Source organism: Pseudomonas sp. BCRC 81390, assembly GCF_030341915.1.
Taxonomy (GTDB): domain Bacteria; phylum Pseudomonadota; class Gammaproteobacteria; order Pseudomonadales; family Pseudomonadaceae; genus Aquipseudomonas.
The window spans coordinates 125,635-137,530 of sequence record NZ_JATAAG010000019.1 but is presented as its reverse complement, the minus strand read 5'-3'; the positions used below and the strand labels follow the sequence as shown (position 1 = coordinate 137,530).

The following is an 11,896-nucleotide window of genomic DNA, read 5'->3' as shown; positions in this document are numbered from 1 at the left end:
GCCCATGAGCATCGAATTCTTTACCCGCCTGCCCTTGCATGGCGAAACCCAGTTTCTTCCCGGCGACCCGCGCAACCGCGGCGACTGGCATGCGGGCGGGCCCAGCACCGGTGCGGTGTCGGGGTTTGCCGTGGGGGACCACTTCACCTACATCGACTACCTCGGCCAAATCGCCCGCGCCGCTGAAATAAACGGCTTTGGCGGCGCGCTGATGGTCAATGCGCCCACTGGCGAAGAGCCGTGGACGGTGTGCTCGCTACTGGCCCGGGAAACCCGCACGCTGAAGTTCGTCACCGCGTTCCAGCCCTATCACTACACCCCCTGGGTGGCCGTGCAGCAGGCCGCGACCTACCAGCGCGCCACCGGCAACCGCCTGGTGTGGAACATCATCAACGGCGGCTCGGATGCCATCCAGCGCCAGGTCGGCGACTTCGAAGACCACGACCAGCGCTATGCCCGCGCCACCGAGTTCATGGACGTGGTGCGCGGCTACTGGCAGCACGAGCAGTTCCATTACCAAGGCAGCTACTACCGCGCCGAAGGCGGCGGCCTGCGCGGCCCGCTGAAAAAGGCCGAGCTGCCGCTGATCTGCACGGCCGGTTCGTCGCTGGCAGCACGCGAGTTCGCTGCCAAGCACGCCGACTTCTACCTGATGCGCGCTGAACACCCGGACGAGATTGCCGCGCTGATTGCGGATATCCGCGCCCGCGCGCTGAAGTGGGGCCGCAGCGATATTCGTTTCGGCCTGTCCATCGACGTGATCGCCCGCGCAACCGAAAACGCAGCACTGGCCGAGGCCAAGCGGTTCTTCGACGAAGGGGTGGCCAAGGGCACGGCCAAGGCCCGCGCCGCCCACGCCGGCCTGCGCACGGCGCGCAAGCTGAGCTACGAGCATGACTACCACGACAAGGACGGGCAACAGGCGTTCGACGACTTCTTCATCCACCCCAACGTGTGGACTGGTTTCGGCTACATCGGCATCCCGCCGGGCTGCGCGCTGGTGGGCAGCTACGCCAACGTGGTGGCGCGTATCCGCGAGTACCACGGCATCGGTATCGATCTGTTCTTCCTTGCCGGCTACCCGCACCTGGAAGAAGCCTACCGCATCGGTGAGCACATCCTGCCGCACTTCCGTGAGCAACGCGCAGCCCTTGCCCGCCCGCCGGCCGAACCCGTGCCACTGCACGCCAGCAACGGAGCCTGATGCCATGGCCAGGGACAGTTACCCACTGAGCCGGCGCAGCTTCCTCGGCCACGCCGGCGTACTGGCCGGCGGGTTGCTGGCCGGCTGCGGCCCCGCCGACAGCCCGAACCCCGGCGTGGCCGACGCGCCCCGGCATGGCGGGCGCCTGCGCCTGGGCATCATCGACGGCAGCCAGAGCGGCAACCTCGACGCCCACAAGCCTGTCGGCAGTGGCATCGTGCGTGGCTTCGCCCTGTACAGCAAGCTGTGGGAATGGGACGAGCAGATGCAGCCGCGCCTGGCCTTGGCCGAGTTCGCCGAGCCCAATGCCAATGCCAGCAACTGGACCTTGCGCCTGAAGCCGGGGCTGGAGTTCCACCACGGCAAGACCATCGACGCCGACGACCTGATCTTCTCCATCCGCCGCCTCACCGACCCGCAGCTGGCCTCGCCCTACGCGGCGCTGCTGCACTGGGTAGACCGCGACAACCTGGTCAAGCTGGATGAGCGGACCGTGCGCCTGGGCTTCCGCGAGGGGCGCAGCTACCTGCCACTGCCGGAAACCTGGGTCAACTTCGGCGGCATCGTGCCGGTGGACTACCACCCGGTCAGCAACCCGGTCGGCGCCGGGCCGTACAAACTGAAAAGCTTCACCCCAGGCCAGCGCTCACTGTTCACCCGCTTCGACAATTACTACAAGCCTGGCAAGCCGTACGCCGACGAACTGGAGATCATCGACTTCAAGGACCAGACCAGCCGCCTGGCGGCGCTGCGCGCCGGGCAGATCGACATGGCCAACGTCATGTCCACCGAACACCTGCAGGTCCTGCAAGGCGACCCACGGCTGCGCCTGCTGAAGTCGGTGAGCGGCAACTGGCTGTCGTTCGACATGAACACCACCAAGGCGCCGTTCGACGACCCACGGGTGCGCGAGGCGTTCCGCCTGCTGGCCGACCGTGAAGAGCTGGTGCGCCGTGCGCTGAATGGCCAGGGCCGGGTGGCCAGCGACCTGTATGCACCGTTCGACCCAACCTTCGACCACAGCATCGGCCCGCGCCCCCATGACCCGCAGCGCGCAGCGCAGTTGCTGCGCGAAGCCGGCCATGAACAGTTGCAAGTGGAGCTGGTCACCACCCCAGGGCCGGGGTTGGCTTCGGCCCTGGTACTGGCCGAACAGGCCCGGCGCGTCGGCGTGACACTCAACGTGCGCCAGGTCGACCTGGCCACCTTCCAGGGGCCGCAGCGAGACGAATGGACCTTGAGTACCGGTGGCAGCATCGGTGCACCGTTCCTGGCCAGCGCCATCCACACCGACGCGCCGTTCGCGGTGGCCAACAAGACCCACTTCCACGACCGAGAATTCAGCGAGGCCTTCCTCGCCGCCATGGCCCAACCGGACCTGGAGCGACGCAAGGCACTGGTGCACCGGGCGCAACGCGTCCAGTACGAGCGCGGCGGCATGCTGATCTGGGGCTTTGCCGACCTGCTCGACAGCGTCAGTACCCGTGTGGGTGGCGCGCAGGCGGAGCAGTCACTGTTCAGTACCTGGCGGTTCGAAAACGTGTGGCTCAGAAGCTGATCGCCAGGGCAGCACGGCCATCTGTGGCAGCGGGCTTGCCCGTTCCCACTCCGATCGATCACGCACCACACCCTCCATAACCGCAGGCGCGGCTGCGCCCTCGCTTCTCCCACATGCCCACTTTCGAACGAGGCCCAGCCAATGTCCCGCGTTACCTTGCTGCACCCAAAATTCCCGCCCAGCGCCCTGGCGCTGGCGCTCCTGGCCGCCAGCTCGCCGCTGGCCCACGCCGAAGACACCCAGCTACAAACCGTCACCGTGCAGGCCGAGCAGAGCGACGACGACGCCCTGCCCACCCGTCCGCCTGCCTCGATCTACGGTGGCCTGGAAGCCAAAGTGCTCGACACTCCGCGTTCGGTCACCCAGATCAACGCCGAGCAACTGGCCAACGACCCGATCCGTAGCTCCGACGACCTGGTCAAGTACGCCCCCGGCATCACCCGCGGCGGTGGTCAGAACGCCGGCATCGCCCCGCAGATGCGCGGGCAGAACACCGAGGTATTCCAGGATGGCCAACGCGCCTACGGCGTTCGCCACCCTGCCAACTTCAACGCCTACGAGGGCGCCGACATCGTCGCCGGGCCGTCTTCGGTGTCCTACGGTTCGGTCAGCGGCAGCGGCGGCTACGTCAACTACCTGAGCAAGAAGCCCGACTTCAACCGTTTCCGTACCAGGCTCAGCGGTGAGATCGGCAGCTGGATCCCCGACGGCGAATCACGCGATGCCAGCAAGTTCAGCATCGACAACACCGGCCCGCTGACCGATGACCTGGCCTACCGGGTAAGCATCACCCGCCAGCGCCAGGATGACTTCTACGACAACGTCGAGAACAACTTCGACGCCTTCTACGGTGCGCTGGCCTGGCGCAATGACAACCTGCGGGTGGACTGGAACGCCGCCTACGACGACTACTACGACTACAACATCACCCACGGCTGGAACCGAGCCAGCCAGAGCCTGGTCGACCACGGCAAGTACTACGCCGGCCGCGCCACGCCGATCATTCAGAATGGCAACACGTTGTGGTCACCCGTGTTGTCGTCCGGCGCTGCAGACGCCCAGGTGCTTGGCTGGGTGCAGCGACAGCGCAATGCCCAGGGCCAGTATCAGGTTGTCGACGGCAGCTTCCAGGGCGCGTCACCCAACACCCAGGCCAACCCCGGCTCCCTGCGGGGCTGGGTCTACGACCCGTCGCTTGCCGGTAATGGCCTGACATCGCTGTCATCGCAGACCGGCCAGCGCGCGCAGGATGAAAACCGCTCGCGGCGCTTTACCACGCAATTGCGTGTCGAAGGTGACCTGAGCGCTTCGATCACCCTGGCCAACAGTACGTTCTACCAACACTCCACCGACACCACCGACGCCGTGGGCGCGTTCCAGGTGCAGGGCAAGGACGACATCTTCGACAACCGCTTCGAGTTCCGCGCGCGGGGCCAATGGCAACTGGGCGACCTGACCCTGACCGACGACAGCAACAGCGGGCTGATCTACCGCCGCGAGCGCAACGAGTCGATCGCCGCCAACAACAGCTTCGGCAGCACCATCAACGCCTACGACCTGACCCTCGACCCGGCCTTGAAGAACCCCGGCGTCCTGCTCGGCCTGAGCGGCCGCAACCCCGCCGGTGGCAACGCGGCATGGATCGGCCAAGCGGGTGTGCCACAGTTCTCCAGCTACTACGGCTGGCTCAACCTGCCCGCAATGTACCCGGCCGGGCACGGCCTGTATGCCGAATCAGTGGCGCCGTACACCGCCGACAGCACCTGGTCCACCAGGACCCTGTTCAGCCAGCACAACCTGCGCCTGGGCGAGCGCCTGGGCCTGAACGTCGGCGCCAGCCGCAGCTGGATCGACGCGCGCATCGAAAACCCCTTCGTGCTGCCCGGCGGCAACCCGCGCAAGGACTCGAACAACTACCGGTTGTTCTCGGTGCAAGTCAGCCCCTACTTCAAACCCACGGAAAACAGCACGCTGTATTACACCTTCGACCGCTCGCTGGCGGTGAACACCGGCTTCTTCACCAACGGCCTGGGTTGGGGCAGTGGCAGCGGGGCCAACCGGCTCAACCCGCTGGCCTTCGAGAGCCTGAGCGTGTTGCACGAGGCAGGTTTGAAGGTGGAGGCGCTACCCGACCAGCTGTTCCTGACCCTGGCGGCCTACCGGCAGGCCCGCGACCAGTCGCCGGACAGCAACAACAACATTGCCCGGCTGATCGTCAAAGGCTGGGAAGCGACCCTGCGCTACCAGGACCCGCACCTGCGCGGCGGCCTCAACCTCAGCCGCATCAGCGCCTACAACGAGTTCACCAGCCAGGCCGGGTTTGCCTCGGCCGGGTTCATTCCCGACAACGGCACCGTATTCGGCGACAACAACAGCCTCAACCAGCGCCCGTCCGGCAAGTTCGATGCCGTGCAGATTCCTGAATACAACGCCGGTGGCTATATCGATTACCGCTTCGACTCGGGGTTTGGCGCCGAGCTTTCCGGCTGGTGGACCAGCAGCTGGTACCTGAACCTGAGCAAGACGGTGAAAGTGCCGGACGAATACAACCTCGACCTTGCCGTGTACTACCGCCAGCCGCAGTGGGGTGTGACGTTGCGCATGCTCAACGTTACCGACGAGCTGAATTTCGTCAGTGGCCTGGCCGGTTCGACCAACACCTTCCTGCAACCGATGCCGGGCCGCACGCTGCTGGCCCAGGTCGATTACCAGTTCTGATCACCCTCAACCTGAAAGGCCTCAGCCATGTCCATTGAATTTGTCGGCATGATCTTCCCCCGCCAGTGGTCCGAGACCCGCGGCATCCGAACAGCGGACTTCGACCTGCCGTTCATCCGCCACCACGCCCGCGCCCATGAGCATGCCGGGTTCGACCGGGTGCTGATCGCCAGCGGCCCAGGCAGCGCCGACAGCCTGCAGATTGCCGCCTATGCTGCCGCGCACACCGAACGCCTTGGTTTCATGATCGCCCACCGCCCGGCCCTGACCGCGCCGACGGTGGCTGCGCGGGCATTCGCCACCCTCGACCACACCACCGGCGGCGGGCGCATCCGCCTGCATGCAATCACCGGTATCACCGCCGAGCCGCAAGAGGGGGACACGCTGCTGGACAAGACCGAGCGCTACCGGCGTGCCGACGAATACCTCGAGATTGTCCGCCGCACCTGGACGGCCGAGGCGCCGTTCGACTACGAGGGCCGCTATTTCACCATCAAGGGTGGCTTCTCGCCGGTGAAACCGCTGCAGCAGCCACATATCCCGATTTCCTTCGGTGGCTCGTCCGACATCGCCTACCAGATCGCGGTCAAGCATGCCGACTTGTATGCCTTGTGGGGTGAGCCGCTGAGCGGAGTCGCCGAACAGATCGGCAAGCTCAAGGCTGCCGCGAACGCCGCAGGCGTGACGGCGCCAAGGGTGAGCCTGTCGGTGCGGCTGATCCTGGGTGCCACAGAGGAGCTGGCCTGGCAGCGTGCCGAACAGATCCTCGCACAGATCAAGGCCAACCCGCAGTTCGCGGCAGGCAGCCCATGGCAGAAGCGCATCAAGGGCACCGGTTCCGAACGCCTGCTCGCCGCCGCCGCCCGCGCCGACCGGCATGATCGGGCGTTGTGGATGCCGACGGCGACTGCGGTGGGTGCCTATGGCGATACCACCGCGCTGGTGGGCACGCCGGAAACCGTCGCCCAGGCCTTGCTCGACTATGTCGACCTTGGGGTGAGCACCTTTCTCAACCGAGGCTATGACCCTCTGTATGACACGGTGGACTATGGCCGTTGGGTGATCCCGGCAGTGCGCGAGGAGGTTCGCCGGCGCCAGGCACGGTTTGTAAGGTAATTGCGCTGCAGGGGCACGGGCATTGCCCAGGTTCGCGGCTTCAGCCGCAAACCCCGGCAATGCCGCTGCCCAGGCTCGGCGCATGCGCCAGCAGCCCTTGGGTGTAGGCATCAGCCGGCCGATCCAGGACCTGCTCGGCACTGCCCTGCTCCACCATTCGCCCCTGACGCAGCACCAGCACCCGATCGGCAATCGCCCGCACCACCCCCAGGTCATGGGTGACGAACAACAAAGTCAGCCCCTGCGCCTGCAAACGCTGCAGCAAGGCCAGAATCGACGCCTGCACCGACACATCCAGCGCGGAGGTGATCTCGTCACACACCAGCAGTTTCGGCTCGCAGATCAGCGCCCGGGCAATCGCCACCCGCTGGCGTTCGCCGCCAGACAAGCTGTGCGGGTACAAATCGGCCACGCGCGCCGGCAGCGACACCCGCTCCAGCACCGCCTCGACCCGACGACGCGCTTCACCCCCCCTAACCCGGAAAAAGTGCGCCAACGGCGCGCTGAGGGTTTGCGCGATCGTCTGCCTAGGGTTCAAGGCGCGATACGGGTTCTGGAACACATACTGGATCTGGTGGCGCAACCGGGCCGCACGATGGCGCGCGGTTGCCGCCAATGGCTCGCCGGCGTAACGCATTTGCCCCTGGATGTTCTCGCCCAGCCCGGCAATGGCCCTGGCCAGGCTGGTCTTGCCCGAGCCCGACTCCCCCACCAGTGCCAGGCACTCGCCTTGCTTCACAGACAATGAGACGTCGAACAGCACCTGGCGATCATAAGCGACATCCAGCCCGAGAACCTCCAGCAACACCGCTTCGTTCGGTACCGACACCGGCTCGACAGCCGCCCCCGCGAGGTGCCGCGGTTCCTGGTCCGGCAACAGGCAGGCGACCTGGTGCTTGCCGTCGAGCGTGAGCAACGGCAGCTCGATCACCGAACACTCGGCACGACGCCTGTCGCAGCGCGGCGCAAACGCACAGCCATGCGGGCGTTGCCCGGGTGCCGGCGCTTGCCCGGCGATGGCCTGCAGCGGCTGGCGGCTGGCAACATCCGGGATAGCCGCGAGCAAGGCACGGGTGTACGGGTGCGCGGGTTTGGCAAACAGCGCCTCGCGCCCGGCCAGTTCCACCAGCCGCCCGGCGTACATCACCATGACCCGGTCGACCAGTTCACGCACCACCGCCAGGTCGTGGGTGACGTACAGCGCCGCCACACCGTGTTCACGGCACAACCGCCTGAGCGTCTGCAACACATGGGCCTGGGTGGTAACGTCCAGTGCGGTGGTAGGCTCGTCGAGCACGATCAGCCTGGGCCGCAAGACAAACGCCAAGGCCAGCATTATCCGCTGTTGCTGCCCACCCGACAGCTGGTGCGGAAAACAGCGCAGGAAGGCATCGTCAGCAGGCAGGCCCACCTCCACCAGGGTTTCGCCGATGCGCTGGCGCAGCGCCTGACGCGACAGCCTGGGCTGGTGCGCCAGCAGGGTTTCACGCAGCAAGGTCCCCAGACGCAACGCCGGGTTCAGCGCCGTGGCCGGGTCCTGGGCCACGTAACCGACCAGCCCGCCACGGGCCAGGCGCAAGGCCTCGCCTTCCAGTTCCAGCAGCGATTGCCCGGCCACCCTCACGTGCCCGCCGACGATACGCGCGCCCTGTCGGGCATGGCGCAGCAAGGCAGTTGCCAAGGTGGTCTTGCCTGAACCGGACTCGCCCACCAGGCCCACGATCTCGCCCGCCGCCAGGCTGAAGGAAACCTCGGCCAGCACCTCCACCTGCCCGGCCAGCTCTACCCGCAGGTTGCTGACCTGCAATACCTCGTCCACAACATTCAGCGGCATGTTCATGGCTGTTTCTCCGCAACCCGTGCACTGGCCCGGCCTATGCCTTCGGCCAGGATGTTGGTGCCATAGGCAAACACCCCGATCAGCAGCGCCGGCGCCAGCACGGCCCAGGGCTGCACCAGCAGGCCGGCCTGGTTTTCGTTGATCATCAGGCCCCAGTCGGCAGCTGGCGGGGCTACCCCGTAACCGAGGAAGCTCAGGCCCGAAAGCATGCCCACCGCCCAGGTCAGCATGTTGCCGAAGTGCACCAGCAGCGGCGTGAGGATGTTTGGCAGGATTTCCTGGAAGAGGATGCGCCATCGTGGGTAGCCCATCATCTGCGCGGCCTCGACAAACTCCTGTCCGGCCACCGCCAGCGTGCTGCCACGGGCCAGGCGAACGACCCCGGGCGTGAAGGCAATGGCTACGGTCAGCACGATCAGCCATGGCGCCCGGCCAAGCATGGATACGATCAGCAGCACCAGGATCAGGTCCGGGAACGCCAGCGACACATCGGCCGCCCAGCTGATCGCCTGGTCCAGGCGCCTGCGCGAAAACCCGGCCAGCAGGCCCAGGCTGGCGCCGACCAGCAATGCCAGGGTGGCCGCAGCCACCGACATCCACAGTATCGACAGGCCGCCATTGAGCAACCGCGACAGCAAGTCGTGGCCAAGAAAGTCGTGCCCAAGCGGCGCACCAGCGGCCGGCGCGCCATACACCGGCCCGACCATGGCCGTGGGCGCATGCGGCGCCAGCCAGGGGCCGATCGCTGCCAGCAGCGTTATCAACAAGGTGATCACAGCGCCGCGGCGCACCTGCGGGTCGGCCAGCCAACGGGGATCAGTCATGGCTCGCCTCCTGGGCCGGGATGCTGCGCGCACGGCGCCACCACGGGCGGATGCCACGCCGTACCCGGCGGATCATCCGCACCCGGCGCGCGGTGCGCAGCTTGGGCGTGAGCAATACCGTCAACAGGTCGGCGAGCAGATTGATCAGCACGATCGCCAGGGTGATGACCAGCACCACGCCCTGGATCATCGGCAGGTCACGCAGCTGGATTGCCGCGTTCAGCGCGGTGCCGATGCCCGGGAAACTGAAGATCACTTCGGCCAGCAACGCACCACCGACCAGCGTACGCAAGGTCAGCGCCACTCCCTGGATCGCCGGTGTGAGGGCGTTGGGCAAGGTATGCCGCCAGACGATGCGCCGTTCGGCAATGCCACGCAGGCGTGCGGCGATCACATAGTCGGATTCCAGCGCCTCGATCATCGAAGCCCGCACCATCCGCGTCAGGTACGGCAGGGCCGTCAGGCTCAAGGCCAGCACCGGCAGCACCAGCGACGGCCACTGGCGCCACAACGGCAGTTGCGGGTCGAGGATCGACACCGCCGGCAACCAGCCCATGCCCGGCATGGAGAACAACAGCACCAGGCCGATAGCCAGCAGGAAACCCGGCGTGGCCTTGAGCAGGATCAACGCGGAAAGGCCCCAGCGGTCCACCCGGCTGTCGCGCCGCAGCGCCAGGCTCACGCCCAGCAGCAAGGCCACCGGCACCACCAGCGCCAGCACTCCGGCCAACAACGCCAGGGTGTGGCCCAGGCGGGCCAACAACAGCTGCGCCACCGGCACCTGGGAGTCCAGCGAAATGCCCAGGTCACCGCGTAGCGCCGCGCCCAGCCAGCGCAGGTACTGCACCAGGATCGGCTGGTCGAGCCCCAGTTGCCGTTGCAGCGTGAGGATGCTCTGCAGCGGCGCATCCGGGCCAAGAATCACCCGCGCCGGATCCGAGGGCAGAGCCTGGGTGGCAAGGAACACCACCAGGCTGATCACCCAGGCGGTCAGCAGCCCGTAACCGAGGCGGCCGATGAACCAGGCCAGCCAGGCCGGCGTGCGGGGCGTGTGTCGTGTATCAGGCATTGGGGTTCAACCAGAGTTCGTCGAAGCGCCAGGAGGCGAAAGTGGTCTGTTCCGGGGTGAGCCCGCCGACCTTGGCCGACGCGGCATCGAGCACGTCGCAGAAGCCCCAGACCAGCAAGCCGCCCCGTTCGTGCTGGATGGCCTGGGCTTCGTGCACCAGGGCTTTGCGCAGGGCCAGGTCGGGCTGCGCCAATGCCTGCCGGAACAGTTCGGTGAAGCGAGGGTCGTGGAAATTGCTGCGGTTATAGATGGCTTGCGGCGCATCGTTGTGCAGTGCCGAAGCAAGAAAGCCGCGCGCCGGGGTCGAGCCGGGCGACAATTGCCATTGCTCACGCTGCGGGCCGTTGAAGACTGCCGCGTCCACCTGCTTGACCTTCACCTGCACCCCGGCCTTCAAAGCCTGCTGGGCAAACACCAGCGCGGCGTTGACGCCAGGCCCTGGGGTGGTGGTCAGCTCGACGCGTAAATCGTCCTGCCCCGCCTGACGCAACAGCGAACGGGCCTGGTCCAGGTCGTATGGGCGCTGGGCAATGGCGTGGTTGTAGGTGGGGTCGTGGGGCGAATACAGGTCATTGGCCACGCGGCCAAAACCATTCAGGCCACGCGTTACCAGTTCCTGGCGGTCGGCCAGCAGGCGGAACGCCTGGCGCACGCGCACATCCTGGAACGGCGCCTTGGCCAGGTTCAGGTTGAAACCGCTGAACGAGGTGGTTGGCGAGGCATACAGGCGCAGCCGTGGGTCAGCCTTGAGCAACGCACTGTGCTCGGCCTGCACACCGCTGGCCACATCGATCTGCCCGGCGCGCAAGGCCGTGGCGCGCGACACCTGGTCCTTGAACTCGATGATCTCCAGCTCGTCCGCATAGGGGCGGTCGGGCTTGTAGTAGTTTTCGAAACGGGTGTAGAGCGAGCGCTGGCCGGGTATGAAGCTTTTCAGCCGGTACGGCCCCGCGCCCACCGGGTTGGTCAGCGGATGGTAGTCGGTGGGCACGATGCCACCGAAGCTGATCAGCGTTTCGTCCAGCGGGTAGAAGCTCTGCCCCTGCTTGAAACGGATCTCTATCGTGCGTTGGTCCAGCTTGCGCAGGGCCTGGCGGTCGATCGCACCGACCAGCCCGGCGAAGGGCGAGGCCAGTTGCGGGTCGGTCAGGCGCAGGATCGAGAACAGCATGTCGTCGGCAGTGATGCGCTTGCCGTGGTGGAACTCCAGCCCCGGCTTGAGGCGGATGGTCCAGGCACTGGCATCGGCATTCGGCTCGGCGAACTCGGCCAGCGCCAGGCGCGTGCTGACATCGGCGTTCCATTCCCACAACTTGGCGTACAGCGCCCAGCCACGGATGATGCCGCCACCTACCGGCTTGTGTGCATCGAGGTTACCGGCCTGGTCGCCGTCGATAATGCCCACCCGCAGGCGCCCGCCACGCACCGGAATACCCGGCAGCAGCGCCGTGGCGGCTGCCGGCGCGCCGCTGTCGCAGCCGCTGAGCAAACCGCCACCGAGCAGCAGGCCGCCACCGACGGCCAGGCTATTGCCGAGAAACACCCGGCGCGAAAACAGCTCGCTCAT

At 66.6% G+C, this 11,896-nt stretch carries 8 protein-coding genes; 4 read left to right on the top strand and 4 right to left on the bottom strand.

Going from position 1 to position 11,896, the window contains the following annotated elements:
* Nucleotides 1-4 precede the first annotated feature (4 nt).
* The 4 genes from QSV36_RS09520 (at nucleotide 5) to QSV36_RS09505 (ending at nucleotide 6,596) form a co-directional block, all read left to right on the top strand.
* A complete protein-coding gene (locus QSV36_RS09520; protein WP_289131342.1) occupies nucleotides 5-1,204 on the top strand; it encodes an LLM class flavin-dependent oxidoreductase in 1,200 nt (399 codons plus the stop codon).
* Nucleotides 1,205-1,208: 4 nt separating this feature from the next.
* Nucleotides 1,209-2,762 (top strand): ABC transporter substrate-binding protein, encoded by a 1,554-nt coding sequence (locus tag QSV36_RS09515; RefSeq protein ID WP_289131341.1) that lies wholly within the window; start codon nucleotides 1,209-1,211, stop codon nucleotides 2,760-2,762.
* A gap of 141 nt (nucleotides 2,763-2,903) precedes the next feature.
* Entirely contained in the window at nucleotides 2,904-5,480 is a 2,577-nt protein-coding gene (locus QSV36_RS09510) for a TonB-dependent receptor plug domain-containing protein (RefSeq protein ID WP_289131340.1), read from the top strand.
* Nucleotides 5,481-5,507: 27 nt separating this feature from the next.
* Complete coding sequence (locus QSV36_RS09505; protein ID WP_289131339.1) at nucleotides 5,508-6,596, top strand: LLM class flavin-dependent oxidoreductase; 1,089 nt, start codon at nucleotides 5,508-5,510, stop codon at nucleotides 6,594-6,596.
* A 40-nt stretch (nucleotides 6,597-6,636) separates the two neighbouring features.
* Here the strand turns inward: QSV36_RS09505 and QSV36_RS09500 are convergent, their stop codons facing one another.
* The 4 genes from QSV36_RS09500 to QSV36_RS09485 are packed head-to-tail and all read right to left on the bottom strand — an operon-like array spanning nucleotide 6,637 to nucleotide 11,896.
* On the bottom strand, nucleotides 6,637-8,436 hold the full coding sequence (locus QSV36_RS09500; protein ID WP_289131338.1) for a dipeptide ABC transporter ATP-binding protein: 1,800 nt from the start codon (nucleotides 8,434-8,436) through the stop codon (nucleotides 6,637-6,639).
* Nucleotides 8,433-9,260 (bottom strand): ABC transporter permease, encoded by an 828-nt coding sequence (locus tag QSV36_RS09495; protein ID WP_289131337.1) that lies wholly within the window; start codon nucleotides 9,258-9,260, stop codon nucleotides 8,433-8,435. Before QSV36_RS09495 ends, QSV36_RS09500 begins: the two co-directional genes overlap by 4 nt.
* Nucleotides 9,253-10,329, bottom strand: coding sequence for an ABC transporter permease (locus tag QSV36_RS09490; protein ID WP_289131336.1), 1,077 nt, complete (start codon nucleotides 10,327-10,329; stop codon nucleotides 9,253-9,255). The genes QSV36_RS09495 and QSV36_RS09490 overlap by 8 nt, the downstream gene beginning before the upstream one ends.
* Nucleotides 10,322-11,896, bottom strand: coding sequence for an ABC transporter substrate-binding protein (locus QSV36_RS09485; protein WP_289131335.1), 1,575 nt, complete (start codon nucleotides 11,894-11,896; stop codon nucleotides 10,322-10,324). The genes QSV36_RS09490 and QSV36_RS09485 overlap by 8 nt, the downstream gene beginning before the upstream one ends.